The organism is Streptomyces sp. NBC_01716 (assembly GCF_036248275.1).
In the GTDB taxonomy this organism is placed as follows: domain Bacteria; phylum Actinomycetota; class Actinomycetes; order Streptomycetales; family Streptomycetaceae; genus Streptomyces.
This window is the reverse complement of sequence record NZ_CP109181.1, coordinates 6,319,349-6,334,420: the sequence shown is the minus strand read 5'-3', so window position 1 is coordinate 6,334,420 and position 15,072 is coordinate 6,319,349. Positions and strand designations below refer to the sequence as shown.

Below are 15,072 nucleotides of genomic sequence, written 5' to 3'. Positions count from 1 at the left end.
ATGGGGAGCGCCATGCAGGACGGTGGCGCGGGATGGGCCAGCAGGTGTTCGGATCTCGCCGGAACTGTCCTGACCACTGGAGCGACAATGCAGTTCTTGATAGAGCGTCGGCATCGCAGGGGGAGTGCCCTCGTCCGCACGACATCCGAGTACCAGTCATATTGGGGACGGATGGCCCATGCCGAAATCCTCCTGTACGGCGGCATGTGGGCCCAGGGCGACGGAGACACCTTGCTACTCCAAGTCGCCAACCTCACCGGGATGCGGCATGTGCTGGCAGGGGATCCCTATGTCAGGGAGCGGATCGTCATCGAGACCACAACCAGGGAGCTCGGCGACGTCATCCCCCGGCCGGGGGCTTTCGCTTCCGCGCATCGCCCCGGCACCTCCCGCGTCGAATGCCGACCGGGCGATCGCAGCGAACTGAGCGCCCATGAACAGCGGTTGGCGCGGATGATACTCGACGGACTCACCAACCGGCAGATAGCAGACCAGCTACAGGTCACCCAGCGAGCCGTGGAACAGCACATCACCCGTATCTATCGCAAACTTGACATCGGTCGTCGCGCTCAGCTTGCCGTGGCACTGCAGGGGCACTCCGCGTCAGTCTGACTACTCCAGCTCGGCGCGTATCGCCGCCCCGGCGTCCTTCGTGGTCAGCGAGCCTCCGAGATCCGGGGTGCAACGCCGCGCGGTGATCGCCGCGCCCACCGCGCGGCGCATCGCATCGGCCTCGGCCCGGTGGCCGAGGCGCTCAACCATGAGCGCGGTGGAGAGCACGGCCCCGACCGGATTGGCCAGACCTTGGCCGGCGATGTCCGGGGCGCTGCCGTGCACTGGCTCGTACACCCCATAGCCCGTCTCCGCGTTGAGGTTCACCGAAGCCGCCGTGCCCACCCCACCGGCCAGTTCCGCCGCGAGATCACTGAGGATGTCGCCGTACGAGTTGTTGGTGACGATCACATCGAACGCCGCCGGGTCGGCAACCAGTGCCATGGCGGCGGTGTCCACGTACAGGTGTGAGGCCGCAATGCCGGGGTGTTCCCCGACTTGATGTCGCCAGCACCGCTGCCACAACCGGCCGCCGTGCGGTACGGCGTTCGACTTGTCGACCATACATACTTTTGTCCGGGCGACCGAGAAGGCGAAGTCGATCACCCGGGACACTCCGTGCCAGGTGCTGATTTCCGCGTCGATGGCGACCTCGTGCTCGGTGTCGGCACGCAGTCGACCGCCGACCCCCGCGTAGAGACCCTCACTGTTCTCTCTGATAATGAGGCAGTTGAGTCCCCCACCCGCCGAATCGCGCAGCGGGCTGAGACGGGGATGCCACAGTGTCACCGGGCGGTAGTTGACGTACAGGTCGAGCTCGAAGCGCAGTCGCAGCAACACCCCGCGCGCGTACTCCGGCGACGAGAGCCGCGGGTCGCCCACCGCACCGAGCAGCGTCGCGCGACTCCTTCGGATCCTCTCCAGGTCGCGGTCGGTCATCGCCGCGCCGTCGCGCAAATAGGTGCCGGCGTTGATGTGATCGAGCACGTCGATGTCGACGTCGAGCCCGAGTACGTCGAGGGTTTCCAATGCCTGTTCGATGACCTCCGGGCCTATGCCGTCACCCGGAATCACAGTTATGACTGACATGCGCTCTCCTGTCCTGCAAGGAGCAGGTTCTGCTCCGCTCGGAGCAGGGTCTCCATCGATCTGTTGAACGCAATCCGGACGAAGCCCTCCCCGTACTTCCGATCGGCGGTGAAGGCCGTACCGGGCACGACGAGCACCCGCTTCTCCTCAAGCATCCACATGGCGTAGTCATCCGCGGCGAGGTCTGTCTGGTGGTCGATGGAGGCGAAGAGGTAGCAGCCTCCCTCGGGCGGACGGCAGTCCAGCCCGAGGGAAGTGAAAATCCGCAGCGCCTGGTCGCGCCGCGCCTGCATCCCCGGCGCCGGCAGGCGCTGGTCGCCGTCGAACGATCCGATGGCCACAGCCGCCTGGAGGGGAGCACCAGTGCCGTTCGTCGTCACCTCGTGCACCTTTCTGAACACCGCGCTCCGCCGTGAATCGCTGCGCAGGAATCCCAGCCGCCAGCCACTGACCGCATGCGACTTGGACAACGACCCGACAACAACACTCCGGTTCTCCAGGCCCGGAACGTCGGCGGCGGAGACGTGCGCCCGGCCGTCGAACACATATGGCGCGTACACCTCGTCGGAGACGACGGTGACGTCCCAGCGCGCGCTCAGCTCGGCGATCTCCACCCACTCGGCCGAGGTCACCACCGTGCCCACCGGATTGCCAGGTGTGTTGGCGAGCAGAACCCGGGTCCGGGGGCCGAACGCCCGGCGCAGTTCCGCGGGGTCGAACCGCCAGTCGGGCCGGCGCAGGCGGACGAAGCGCGGCACGCCTCCGGCCAGGGCGATCGCGTTGACGAAACACTCGTAGTAGGGCTCGAAGACGATCACCTCGTCGCCCGGGTCCACCAGGGCCAGGAGCGCGACGCACAGCGCCTCGGTGGCGCCGACCGTGACGGTGATCTCGGACTCCGGATCGGCCGGGGTGGCGAACGACGCGGCGATCCTCCGGCGGGTGCCCGGATCGCCGACCGGGTCGGCGTACTGGTTCCGCCCGGCCAGAATGGCTGACACCGCCGCGTCGGCCAGCGGCCTGGGTGTGGCGGGGAACTCGGGCGTGCCCACGGCGAGGTCGACCGCACCGAGTTCGTGGCCCAGACGCAGGAGTTCGATCAGTCGGCTGCCGGTGAGCTGCGCGGTCCGCCGGGCGAACGCGGCGCGACGGCGGACCGACGTATCGGTCATCGGCCGGGACCTGGTGCCGTGCCGGGCAGCCATGCCGACCGCGATGCCTCGAAATCCTCGATGACACGCAGCCGTTCCAGAGTGACGTCGATGTCGTCCAAACCACGCAGCAACAGCCGTCGGGCCCGCTGGTCCACGTCGAAGCTCGCCACGATGTCACCCGCGCGGACTTCGAGGCTCTGCAAGTCGACCGTGATCCTGCTCGCCCTGTCCGTCTCCACCAGGTCGGCCAGCGCTGCCACGACGTGCTCCGGGAGTTCGACGGGCAGCAGCCCGTTGCACAGTGCGTTGCGCCGGAAGATGTCGCCGAAGCTGCTCGCGACGACGACACGGAAACCCCAGTCGCGCAGCGCCCATACCGCGTGTTCCCGTGAGCTTCCCGTACCGAAGTTGTGGCCCGCCACCAGCACGGTGGCCGACGCCGCGTCCGGGTCGTTGAGCACGAACTCCGCGGATCGCCGCCAGCCGGCGAAAAGTACGTCGGCGTAGCCGGACTTCCCCAGCCGCTTGCAGAACTCGGCCGGGATGATCTGGTCGGTGTCAACGTCACTGCGGCGCAGTGCGACCCCGCGGCCGGTGTACCGAGTCAGCGGTTCCATTGGGTTCCTCCTCCGAAAGGCCGGTCGGGGTGGTCAGACGTCCGGTCACCGCGGTCGCCGCGGCCACCGCGGGGGACACCAGGTGAGTGCGGGTGCCGGGCCCCTGCCTGCCCTCGTAGTTGCGGTTGGAGGTGGAAGCGACACGCTCGCCGCCGGCCAGCCGGTCGGAGTTCATACCGAGACAGATGGAGCAGCCCGACAGTCGCCACTCCGCTCCCGCCTGCTCGAATACCTCGTGCAGTCCCTCCTCCTCGGCCGCCCGGCGTACCCGCATCGAGCCCGGCACGACCAGCATGCGCAGCCCTGGTGCGAGCGTGCGCCCGCGAAGCACGTCAGCGGCCTCTTTCAGGTCCTCCAACCGCGCGTTGGTGCACGAGCCGAGAAAGACCGTGTCGACAGCGATCTCGTCCGTGGGTGTGCCGGGCCGCAGCCCCATGTAGTCCAGTGCCCGACGGGCGGCGGCTCGGACAGCAGGATCGGGGAAGGACTCGGGTGCTGGTACGGGCTCCCCCAGAGGGACGGCCTGCCCCGGGTTGGTGCCCCAGGTGACGAACGGCCTCAGTTTGGACGCGTCGATGGTGATGACGCGGTCGAACGTCGCGTCCTCGTCGGTGCGCAGTGTTCTCCAGTAGGCAAGAGCCTGCTCCCACATCGCGCCCCGCGGCCGGTTCGGACGGCTCTCCACGTAGGCGAAGGTCGTGTCGTCGGGTGCCACCATCCCAGCGACGGCACCGGCCTCGACACTCATGTTGCACACCGTCATCCGGCCGCTCAGCGACAGCCCGCTTATCGCCTCACCGCGGTATTCGATCACGTGGCCGTGTGCCCCGTTCGCGCCGATCCGCGCGATGACCGCCAGAATGACGTCCTTGGCCGTGACGTCGGACGGCAACTGCCCGACGAAGTCCACCGCCATCGTCCTGGGCCGCGCCAGGGTGAGAGTCTGCGTCGCCAGTGCGTGTTCGACGTCGCTGGTACCGACCCCGAACGCCAGCGCACCGAAAGCTCCGTGGGTCGAGGTATGACTGTCGCCGCAGATCACCGTCATTCCGGGCAGGACGTACCCGCCCTCGGGCGCGACGACGTGCACGATACCTTGACGTCTGTCGCCGAGCCTGAGGAGGTCGATACCGGCTTCGGCGCAGTTCCTGCGCAGTGCCTCGACCTGGAGCCTGCTCATCGTGTCCTCGATGACCAGCGAGTCGGTAGGGACGTTGTGGTCCTCCACCGCGAGAGTCTGCGCGGGCCGCCGCACCGGTCTGCCAGCCAGGCGCAGCCCGTCGAACGCCTGGGCGGAGCTGGCCTCGTGCACCAGGTGGAGGTCGATGTACAGCAGGTCCTGATGGTCCGGGGTGTGCTCCACGACATGGCTACGCCAGACCTTCTCGAAGAGTGTGAGACCGCCGGGCATCACACGCTCGCCTTCGCCGGGGCGATCTCTGCTACCAGCAGACTCCTCAGCGCCGCCAGATCGATCGGGTCGTCATCCTGCCCGCGCTCCACGTGCGTCCGGTAGACGCGATCGATCAGTGCCTCGTCCAGTGCGGCACCGAGTTCGCCGAGGAGATGCCGGATCAGGGTGCGCCCGGAGTGCCGGCCGACGATCAGGGAGCGGGTGCGGCCGAATCGGGCGGGCTCGACGTACTCGTACGTCGCCGGCTCCCGCAGCACTCCTGCCTGATGGATGCCGGCCTCGTGAGCGAAGGCGTTCATGCCGACGATGGCCTTGTTGCGCGGGGACTCCAAGCCCACCGTCCTGGCGACGAGTTCGAAGACCTCGTACAGACGCTCCGTCCTGATGGCGGTGGTCGCACCGTACTGCTCGCCCTTGTAGGCCAGTACCGCGGCCAACTCCTCCAAGGCGGTGTTGCCCGCGCGCTCGCCGATACCCGCGACAGTGACCTGCACCTCATCGGCTCCCGAACGTACCCCCGCAAGCGCGTTGGCCAGCGCGAGCCCGAGATCCTGATGGCAGTGAACCGAGAGCACGTGCGAGTCCGGTACCCACTCACGCACGGTGGCGATAAGGTCTCCGAACTGCTCAGGGGTGGCATATCCGGTCGTGTCGGCCACCACGACCGTGGCCGCACCGGCCTCCATGCCCGCCTCGGTCAGATCCCGGAGCAGACCGATCGAGCCGCGGCTGGCATCCTCCAGCCCGAGCGAGACGTCCTCAACCCCCAGCGAGCGGGTGAAGCGGATCGCGTCGACCACCTCACGCAGGTTCTCCTGACGGGTTATGCCGCGCTTGCGCTCCAGGTGGAGTTCGCTGGCGGTGGCTACGAACTCCACCTGGTGGTTTTCGACCCCAGCCGCTTCCACCGCTCTCAGCACGTCGGCGCTGACCGTTCGGCTCAGCGTGGCGACCCGAGCGGTGGTCAGTGCCTCGGCGATCATCCGGGTCGCCTCGAAGTCGCTGGGTGAGGAGTTCGGGAACCCTGCCTCGATGATGTCCACACCGAGCGCTTCGAGAGCGAGCGCGATCTCCAGCTTCTGCGCGGGGGCCATAGCGTTCCCTGGCGCCTGTTCCCCATCACGCAGCGTTGTGTCGTACACACCGATCCGTCGCAACCCCGACTTCTCAGTCACGGACATGGTGCCTCCTTAGGTAGTCGCCCCGTCTATAGCAGGACGCGATCAGAGCGCGCGCCAGTCGAGCACGCCGTTCGCGAGTTCATTGATCGTGGCCAGGAGCCCGAGACGGGCGTCGCGCAGCTTCGGGTCGTCGGCCATCACGGTCACTTCGTCGAAAAAGACGTTGACGGCGCCGGTGAGCGGCCGGGCGGCATCGATGAACTCGGCCAGGTCGGTGCGCCTACCCGCCTTGAGCCGTTCGGCCGCTTCCCGGACCGCTTCGCGTAGCGCGAGCTCAGAGGTGCCCGCCGGCACGTCGGGGTCGTAGTGGGCCTCCGTGCCCGGCTCCACGATCCGGCGGACCCGCTGCAACGCGGCGACCAGTGCGATGAACTCCTCGTCACCGCTCCGTCGCTCCAACTCGGCCAGCGCGGCATCCGCCGCCGCCGGCGCCTTGGCCAGCGGCAGCACCGCACGCACCAGCCGGTGCTCGTGACCGGCGTCCAGCAGTTGCCGCTCGTAGCGGTGCACCGTGAACTCCAGGGCGTCCGCCAGCGCCGTCTCCGGCACTTCCACACCGTGCGCCCGCACTTGGCGGGCGGCGGCGGCGAGGCCGGTGTCCAGCCGGACAGCGGAAAGCTCCGGGAACGCGCGAAGGATACGCACGACGCCGCCCCCCGCCCTGCGCAGTCCGAACGGGTCGGAGCTGCCGGTCGGTGACGCGCCGACCGAGAACAGCCCGACAAGCAGGTCGAACCGGTCGGTCAGGGCCAGCAGGGCGCCGGGGACGCTTTCCGGCAGGCAGTCCCCCGTACCGTATGGCTGTTCCATTTCGGCGAGTGCCTGCGCGACTTCGGGCATCTCGCCGGCGCGGAGCGCGTACTCGCGGGCCATCGTGCCGGTCAGGCTCGACAGCTCGATGACCATACTGGTCGCCAGGTCGAACTTGGCGAGCCGCCCGGCCCTGTTGAGCGTGGCCCGGCCGACTCCGCCGAGGCCGGCCACGTCGGCCAGCTCGGTGGCTGCCCCGGCGATCCGGTCCGCCCGGTCGGCCATCGAGCCGAGCCGCTCCTCGAAGGTCAGCTTCTCCAGGCGGGCCCTGTGCTCCTCCGGCGCGGACTTTTGATCGGCCCGCCAGAAGAACGCGGCGTCCTCGTAACGGGCCCGCAGCACCGACTCGTTGCCGGCCCGTACCAGATCGGTGTCGCAGGGACCGTTGGCCACGACAACGAAGTGCGGAAGGAGCCCGTTGTCCCCGCGGACCGGCAGATAGCGCTGGTGCTTGCGCATCACCGTGGTCAGAACCTGCTCGGGCAGGTCGAGGTACCGCTCGTCGAACGACCCGAGGATGACTTGGGGCCGTTCGACGAGGTTGGCCACCTCGTCCAGCAGCGCCGACTCGCCCCGCACATCGAGAGTCCCGCCCACGCCAGCGACGAGTGCCGTCGCGTCGTCGACGATGGCGCGCCGCCGTGCCGCCGCGTCCAGCACGATGCCGTACGAGGCAAGGAGCGCCGGGTAGCCGTCGGCCGAGGCGACGTCGACCTCCGGCTCCGGTGCCGTCCGGATCACACGGGTGCGCTTCCCCGAGGTCAGCGACGAGACCGCCACAGGGACCACCGTCTCGCCGAGCAGCGCCACCAGCCAGCGCACCGGCCGGGAGTAGGAGAGGTGTGCGTCACGCCAGCGCATGTTCTTGTCCGCGCGCATCTCCGAGACCACCGCGCCGAGCACCTCCGCGAGGACGGTGACCGCCGGCCGGCCCAGCTCGGTCCGGACGGCCGCCACGTACTCAGCCCCGTCCTTTTCGACGCGCACCAGGTCGTCGACGGCGACGCCCTGGCTACGGGCGAATCCCTGGGCCGCCTTCGTCGGCCGTCCCTGGGCGTCGAAGGCCGCCCCGGCCCGGGGGCCGCGCACCGTCCCCTCGGTGTCGGGCTCGGCGGACCGCACCGAGTCCACGATGAGCACGATCCGGCGTGGTGTGGCATGCACGGTCATCCCGCCGTGGCCCAGCCGGGTGGCCCCGAGCTTCTGGGCGAGCGACTCGCCAACCGCCTGCGCGCCCCGCGTGACCTCGCCGTGCGGCAGCTCTTCGACTCCGATCTCGAACAACAACGTTGCGGTCTCGTCGACACCCGGCAGCTCGGCGGGCAGTCGTGCGGGCGGCGGCGGCGTCACGACGCCGAGCGGGTGGCCCTGCTCCGCGCGCCGCTCGGCCCACAGCCGGGCTGCCTGCCTGGTCAAGGTGCGCATCGTGGCGAATGTCCTGGCCCGCTCGGTGGTGCTGATCGCGCCGCGGGCGTCGAGCACGTTGAACACGTGGCTGCACTTGAGGACGTACTGATACGCCGGCAACGGCAGCCGTGCGGCGATCATCCGTGCCGACTCGGCGGCGTAGTTCTCGAAGAGCCGCCGATTGACGTCGATATCGGCGTCGTCGAGGTAGTAGCGGCTCATCTCGTATTCCGACTGTCCGAAGAGCTCGCCGTAGGAAATACCCGGCGCGTAGGTGATCTCCTTGAAGTGGCTCACGCCCTGGAGCGCCATCATGATGCGCTCGACACCGTACGTGATCTCCACCGACACCGGGTCGAGCGTCATACCGCCGGCCTGCTGGAAGTAGGTGAACTGGCTGATCTCCAAGCCGTCCAGCCACACCTCCCAGCCCAGTCCCCACGCGCCGAGCGCGGGCGAGGCCCAGTTGTCCTCCACGAAGCGGACGTCGTGGGCGCGGACGTCGATGCCCAGAGCCTCCAGGCTGCTCAGATAAAGCTCCTGCGGATTGCCCGGGTCCGGCTTGAGAATGACCTGGAACTGGGTGTGAGTCTGCAGGCGGTTGGGGTTTTCGCCGTAGCGGGCGTCATCGGGGCGCACGCTGGGCTCCACGTAGCCGACGCGCCAGGGTTCGGGGCCGAGGACACGCAGCGCGGTCGCGGGATTCGCGGTGCCGGCTCCGACCTCGGTGTTGAACGGCTGCGCGACCATGCACCCCTGGTCGGTCCAGTACTTCTGCAACGCGAGCAGCGCGTCCTGCATTGTCAACACGGGACTTTCCTTTGATCGGTGACTCGTTTTCGGGCGCTCGGACCGAGCGCGGGGAGGAAGCAGAAGCTCAGCAGCCAGGTCAGCAAGCAGGTGACCAGGGCGCCCAGGATGAAGGTGTTCGGCATGTTCTGGTCGAGCAGTCCCCCTGCCAGCAGGGGGCCCAGCACGAATCCGGCTGAGGTCGCCGCACCGTAGATTCCGTTGATCCGGCCCCGGTTCCCGTCCGTGGCGACCGCGTTGACCACGGTCGGCATCGCGACGGAAAAGAAGCATTCGCCCACCGCGAACACGGCGATGGCGACACAGCTCACCAGCACCGCGGTGGTGAAGTCCGACATCGCCACCACGAGCAGGATCAGACCCCAGCAGGAGGCCCAGGAGACGGCCACCACACCCAGTGCCCGCTTCGGAGGGAAACTGCGGAAGACCGGAAGCAGGAACAGCTGGGCCACCACCACAACGGTGGTGTTCACTGCGAACAGGATGGCCAGCTCGCGGGGGCCCATGCCCCGTGTCTCGACCAGCACGGCGGAGAACCCGGATTCCAACTGCGAGTAACCGGCCATGTAGAACAGGCAGGTCACGCCGAAGATCGCCAGGATCCGACGGTCGGCCAACAGCGCCCGGTACGAGACCGAGGCGGTGGTACCGGGCTCCTCACCGGGGGCTGGGGCCGGTGCGGGGCTCTGCCGGTACCCGCGCAGCACGACCACGCCCACGACAACGAAGGACGCGGCGTTGGTCAGGAACAGCAGGTGGAACACCCACGGCTGGCCGCCCGCCGTCGCCAGACTGGCGATCAGGCCGCCCACCCCCACCGCGAGATTCATCATCGTGAAGTTCAGAGCGAACACGGTGGGACGGTCCTTCTCGGTCACCGCTTCCGCCAGGAGCGCGTACCAGACGGAGTTCGCCCCGATGCCGAGACCGACGATCAGCGCGGCCAGCATCGTCTGCCACACCGTCGTGGCCACGGCGTAGACGACCATCCCCGCAGCCGACACCAGCATCGCGCCGAACACGGTCCGCGTGCGGCCGAAGCGGTCCGAGGCCCATCCGGCGACGGGACCGCACACGAAAGCGCCGAGCGAGGTCAGTGACACGGCACCTGTGGCGACCGAGACACTGAACTCCTGGACCCGGGTGAGATAGACGATCAGCAGCGGATACACCAGCCCGGTGCCCAGGGAGTTGACACCGCTGGCACCCAGCAGGACCCAGACGGGCCGGGGCAAGCTTCTGATCTGTGGCAGATTAGCCACCTCAGTCGACATCGCCCGCCTGCTTCTCCAGCAGGTAGTACCGCAGGAACCCGCAGCGCAGGCGCGTCTCGCGGGACACGAACTCCTCGGCCGCGCGCAGCGTCTCGATGTCGGCCGCGGTGAAGTCACGACGCGGAAAGTCGCCGTACCGTTCGCTGTCTGCCTTCCTCAGCCGGTCGGCGAGGGTTTCATAGAGCGCGTCCAGTTCCCGGTCCCCTGCGTTGTAGTACTTGGCACGTCCGAAGAACAGGTGGGCACCGTCCTCCGCGACCAGGCGCAGACCGGCGGCGGACGCGAGATCAGGCACCGAGATCTCCTCGTGGGAGTCCTCGTAGACACGCCCCTCGACCGTCACTGTGCGCAGGAACGAGCGGAATACCGCACCGTGTTCGTTGGGTACCGCGACCAACACCCACCGCTTCGACTTGGCGGCGCTCAGCTCCAGGAAGGCGCGCTGCCGTTCAGGTTCGAAGTGTTCGATCACCCCGATGTGAAAGACGAGGTCGGCGGGGGCGAGCCCGGCTGTCACCGCGTCGTCGTCGAAGTCTGCCGATACCAGTCTCGGTGCCGGCGTCCCAAGAGTCGCCGCAGCCTGCTCGGCGAGCTCCAGGGCCACCGGGTCCCGGTCCACTCCGACACAGTCGACGCCGGCCGCCTGGAGCTGCGTGAGCAAGGTGGCCGAGCCGCAGCCCAGTTCCAGGGCGGAGCCGACGCCGTCCAGTCCCGTCAGCAGGTCGCACACCGTCAGCAGGGACTGCCACTTCGTCGGCTGCCAGTCGCGGTAGTCGTGCCCCGGATGGGCCGACAGATACGACCGGAAGTCCGCCAGCTCCGCACTCCAGTAGGTCATCCGCCCTCCTCAAGGCCGTAGTGAGACGCCGTTGAGGCGTGGAACGAGTTGGAGTTCCCTGATGTCGTACTGGTCCAGCAGCCACATGAGCCACCGTTCCATCCCCATCCCGAACCCGGACGTGAGCAAGGGCGCCTCGGTCTTCATGCGGACGTACCAGTCGTAGGACTCGACCGGGACATCGTGGTGATTCAGCGCCCCGACCAATGCCTTGCCGTCGGTGTGCCGTTCGCCGCAGCCGACGATCTCTCCAGGGCCGAACAAGAGGTCCGCGTTGCGGGCCGACCGCATGCTGTCGTCCTCGTACGCCTGGTAAAAGGGAACGGACAGATGGTCGTAGTGGGTGACCCAGACGAAGGGACCGACCTCCTTCAGCAGCCGCAGCTCACCGTGTCGGGTCAGGGTGCGTATCCCCTCGCCCAACGTCCGTACCGCGTCCGCGTCGTCGGACAGGCGGGCTGCCGCCTCGGAGAACGTCATGCGTTCGAACGCATCGCTCGTGGCCATCTTCTCGACGTGCCGTACGGAGCCGGCCACCAGGGCGAGTTCGTCCGCATACTCGGTCAGCACCGCCCGGGCGAGTTCACGGAGGTACTCCTCGCTCGTACGCATGACGTCATCGAGGCCGCCGCTGATCTCCGCCTCGCTGTGGAAGAACTGGTTGAGGTGGGTGGCGTCGGCGTCCTCACCCCGGAAGCTCGGCATGAGGTACCACACGCCGTCCTCGTTGAAGCGGCAGCCGTACTCCAGCATGAACTGCATCGAGTCCGCGAGATACGTCTTCCGGTCGAACATCTCCACGGACACCGGCACGCTGTCGCTGCCGAGCCCCATCGGGCTCGACACCGAGTCCGTCGTGATCGGCAGGTGCATGCATTTGGAGCCGCGCTCCGTCCAGAACCTGGTCGTCACCCGCGTCGCGAGATCCTGCAGCCCGATCAGCAGGCGGTAGAACGGATCATCCAGTATGCGGATGAACCTGTCGGCGTCGGGACGCCAACCTCCATGGTCGAACCTGGGCTGTTGTGTCATTGTTTCCTCCTGCCGCGAGCGTTTCGGAGTCAGTGCTGTTCGTCCCTTGTCCGAACGCTCAGCCCACGCATGGCTGACAAGGCGTTGAGCATGGCGATCTCGGCGGTCTCACCCCGCGCCGAGAGGATCGCGACCGCACCCCACAGGTCGTGGACGGAGCCCATGCGCGCCCCTGTCTCGCGGGTCCGGTGCAGCACGATCGACCCTTCGTGCCTGTCCAGAGTTTCCGTGCCGTCGATCCGCTCGAACACACCGGCCCGCGGCGGGTACAGAACGGCGTTGGCGATTCCCCCACGCGCCTCCAGAGGTTCGTCGAGCAGGTGCGGCCGAATACCCAGCGCCATGTCGGCAAACGCCTCGTACAGGTCCGATCCCAGGACCTCCGAGAAGTTCTCACCGCAGGGTCCGCCCGGAATACGTGGGTTGATCTCGACCACTTCGAAGCCGGTGTCGGTGATGATGAACTCGGTGTGGGCGAACCCCGACGTGTAGGAGATGGACCCCAGCACACTCTTGATCCACTCGTCCAGCCGCCGCGTCCGCTCCAGCGGGAGCTGGACCGGGAAGGTGAACACCTCCTCCCGGAAGTGGGGCTCCGCGGACAGCACGCGGCCGGAGACCCCGAGTAGCCGCGTCTCGCCGTTCCAGGAAATGGTCTCCGCGCTGTAGAGCGGGCCGATGAAGTACGGCTCGGCGAGAAGCCGGCCCCGCGGCCGCTCCCGGCGGATGGCGTCGAGGTCGTCGCGGCCGCGGACCAGCCACACGTCGTGGCTGCCACTTCCTGCCCGGTCCTTGACGATGAACGGCGTTCCCACCAGCCGGGCCGTGTCGTCCCAGTCCGCGTTGTCCGGGTCGAGCGGCACACTGCTTCCTGCGGACAGGCCGGCGCTGAAAAGGTGCTGCCTGAGCTTCATCTTGTCGCGGACGAGCCGCACCGCCTCGGCGTTCTGCCGGGCCAGCCCACGCTCGCCGGCCACTCGTAGCGCGGCGGTCACGCCCTCCTCGACCGGGTGGATCACCCCGTCCACCGGGCCGATTTCGGCGAGGACCCGCTCGACGTCCTCGGGGTCGTCGATGTCGGCCTTGTGCATCACTGGACCGCTCGAACCCGACCGCTGGACATCCCACGAGAACACGTCGGGGTTCTCCGCGAGCAGGTGCAGCACCGCCCCGCGTCGCTCGGCTGCCTCCGCGAGGCGGGCCACGCCGAAGAACATCCAGTCGAACGTGATCAGGCTTTTCATGGATTCTCTTTCAGTCGAATGAGGTCACGCGGGAGCAAGGTGCCCACCCACGCGTCGGTCCGGGAGCCGTCCCGCATGGGGAGCCGGTCGGGGGCGACGCCCTCAAAGCCGAACCCCACCCCCAGCGCCACTCTCCGCGAACGTTCGTTGCCCAACTCGGCCGCCCACACGATGCGCAGCAGCCCCAACTCGTCGAACGCCCAGCGGGCCAGGGCCCGGGTGGACGATGCCGCCACCCCACGCCCGCGGGCCCACTGGGCCGTCCAGTAGCCGACCTCACCGGTAGCCTGTGCCAGGTCGAGCTCCACCAGGCCGGTGGCGCCCAGCAGGTCGCCGTTCGCGTCGGTGACGCAGAACAGCGCGCTGCTCCTCTGCTTCCACCCGGCGTCCGCGATACCGACGAACGCCACCGCCGACTCCCGGGTGTACGGGACCGGCACGGTGGTCCAGCGCTGTATCTCCTCGTCCTGGCATGCCTCGTGGAGCCGGGTGACGTCCGTCGCCCGCCAGGGGCGCAGGACGAGTCCGCCTTCCGCGGCCAAGGCGGCGGGGAGTTCATCGTTCATCGGGCTTCTCCGCCGGTGATGCGTCGAGGACGGTTTCCGCCAGGGTCCGCACGGACACGCCGGTGTTGTCCGCGGTGACCGCGACCGGGCTTCCGATCGGCAGCGTGAGCATCGGGTCGGTGTGGCCGAAGGGCATGTCTGCCACCACGGGAACGCCAGGGGGCAACAGGTCGAGCACCAGAGCAGCAAGGTCCTCCGTCCGACGAGGCAGCGAGGGGGTGGTGGGCACACGACCGATCAGCACGGCTGTGACCTGGTCGAGGAGGCCGAGATGTCTGATGTGGCGCAGCCATCTGCGCATGGCCTCCGGCTGACCGCTCGTCGCCGTCGCCTCGACGGCGAGCACGATCGGCCCCTCGGGCGGCTGCCACCACGCCGTCCCTGCCAGCAGATTCATCGTCGGGACGTTCCCTCCGAACACGACGCCGCCACCGGTCCCCTCTCGCACCACCAGTGGCTTCGCCGGCCCGTAGGAGGCACGGACGAACTCGTCCCCCGCCGCCCAGTCTGTGTCCTGCTGGGTGTACCAGCCCGGCAGCTCCCACTCGCCCGGGCGACCGTCCAGGACGGTCGTGACGAGGCTGTCGACGGACTCCTGATGGGGCCGCGGCCATTCGCCGAACTGCGGCAGGGCAGCGGCACCGTAGAAGACAACCGATTGCGTCATCGCCTGGTAGCCGAGGAGCACGGCGGTGCTGTCGCTGTACCCGACCAGTGGCTTACGGGGGGCCTGTGCCGCCCACGAGGCCATGTGCTCAAGCATGTCGTTCGAGTTGAACCCGCCGACACTGAACATGACCAGGCCCACCTCGGGGTCCTCCATCAGGTGGCGCAGCGCGTCCGACCGCGCCTTGGGCGAGCCGGCGACGATGCCGGGGAACTCGGCTTCGGAAACGAGCCTGACCGGTCTGCCGAGTTCCTCCCGCAAGGCGCCCTCGGCGCGTGCGGTGCGCCGCGGGAAGCGGCCGAACGCGGCGCTGCTCGCGGAGAGCAGAGCGACGGCCGCACCGGGAGCAGGACGAGGTGGAGGGAGGTAGAACGCCATTCCCGGCCCCCCGTCGTCCTGACACAAATTCACCATGCT

The 15,072-nt window shown here is 68.4% G+C and carries 13 protein-coding genes; 1 reads left to right on the top strand and 12 read right to left on the bottom strand.

Annotated elements, in window-relative coordinates; all coding sequences use genetic code 11:
- Nucleotides 1–171 precede the first annotated feature (171 nt).
- Nucleotides 172–612: a helix-turn-helix transcriptional regulator gene (locus OIE74_RS27890; RefSeq protein ID WP_329388381.1), complete on the top strand. Its 441-nt coding sequence runs from the start codon at nt 172–174 to the stop codon at nt 610–612.
- Here the strand turns inward: OIE74_RS27890 and OIE74_RS27885 are convergent, their stop codons facing one another.
- Genes OIE74_RS27885 through OIE74_RS27830 form a run of 12 tightly spaced genes read right to left on the bottom strand, consistent with a single transcriptional unit; the run spans nt 613 to nt 15,033 of the window.
- Nucleotides 613–1,641 carry an isocitrate/isopropylmalate dehydrogenase family protein gene (locus tag OIE74_RS27885; RefSeq protein ID WP_329388379.1) on the bottom strand — a complete coding sequence of 343 codons (1,029 nt, stop codon included), beginning with the start codon at nt 1,639–1,641 and terminating at the stop codon, nt 613–615.
- Entirely contained in the window at nt 1,629–2,813 is a 1,185-nt protein-coding gene (locus OIE74_RS27880; RefSeq protein WP_329388377.1) for a pyridoxal phosphate-dependent aminotransferase, read from the bottom strand. The genes OIE74_RS27885 and OIE74_RS27880 overlap by 13 nt, the downstream gene beginning before the upstream one ends.
- A complete protein-coding gene (gene leuD, locus OIE74_RS27875; protein ID WP_329388374.1) occupies nt 2,810–3,412 on the bottom strand; it encodes a 3-isopropylmalate dehydratase small subunit in 603 nt (200 codons plus the stop codon). Before leuD ends, OIE74_RS27880 begins: the two co-directional genes overlap by 4 nt.
- Nucleotides 3,360–4,823, bottom strand: a complete 1,464-nt coding sequence (leuC, locus tag OIE74_RS27870; RefSeq protein WP_329388372.1) for a 3-isopropylmalate dehydratase large subunit — start codon at nt 4,821–4,823, stop codon at nt 3,360–3,362. The genes leuD and leuC overlap by 53 nt, the downstream gene beginning before the upstream one ends.
- Nucleotides 4,823–6,007 carry a LeuA family protein gene (locus tag OIE74_RS27865; protein WP_329388370.1) on the bottom strand — a complete coding sequence of 395 codons (1,185 nt, stop codon included), beginning with the start codon at nt 6,005–6,007 and terminating at the stop codon, nt 4,823–4,825. The genes leuC and OIE74_RS27865 overlap by 1 nt, the downstream gene beginning before the upstream one ends.
- A 42-nt stretch (nt 6,008–6,049) precedes the next feature.
- A complete protein-coding gene (locus OIE74_RS27860; protein ID WP_329392465.1) occupies nt 6,050–9,025 on the bottom strand; it encodes a glycine--tRNA ligase in 2,976 nt (991 codons plus the stop codon).
- A gap of 2 nt (nt 9,026–9,027) precedes the next feature.
- Nucleotides 9,028–10,308: an MFS transporter gene (locus OIE74_RS27855; protein WP_329388368.1), complete on the bottom strand. Its 1,281-nt coding sequence runs from the start codon at nt 10,306–10,308 to the stop codon at nt 9,028–9,030.
- Nucleotides 10,298–11,146, bottom strand: coding sequence for a class I SAM-dependent methyltransferase (locus OIE74_RS27850; protein ID WP_329388366.1), 849 nt, complete (start codon nt 11,144–11,146; stop codon nt 10,298–10,300). Before OIE74_RS27850 ends, OIE74_RS27855 begins: the two co-directional genes overlap by 11 nt.
- Nucleotides 11,147–11,155: 9 nt before the next feature.
- Nucleotides 11,156–12,178 (bottom strand): amino acid--tRNA ligase-related protein, encoded by a 1,023-nt coding sequence (locus tag OIE74_RS27845; RefSeq protein WP_329388364.1) that lies wholly within the window; start codon nt 12,176–12,178, stop codon nt 11,156–11,158.
- Between the two features lie 29 nt (nt 12,179–12,207).
- Complete coding sequence (locus OIE74_RS27840; protein WP_329388361.1) at nt 12,208–13,422, bottom strand: ATP-grasp domain-containing protein; 1,215 nt, start codon at nt 13,420–13,422, stop codon at nt 12,208–12,210.
- Nucleotides 13,419–13,988: a GNAT family N-acetyltransferase gene (locus OIE74_RS27835; RefSeq protein WP_329388359.1), complete on the bottom strand. Its 570-nt coding sequence runs from the start codon at nt 13,986–13,988 to the stop codon at nt 13,419–13,421. Before OIE74_RS27835 ends, OIE74_RS27840 begins: the two co-directional genes overlap by 4 nt.
- Entirely contained in the window at nt 13,978–15,033 is a 1,056-nt protein-coding gene (locus OIE74_RS27830) for an LD-carboxypeptidase (RefSeq protein ID WP_329388357.1), read from the bottom strand. The genes OIE74_RS27835 and OIE74_RS27830 overlap by 11 nt, the downstream gene beginning before the upstream one ends.
- Between the last annotated feature and the right edge of the window lie 39 nt (nt 15,034–15,072).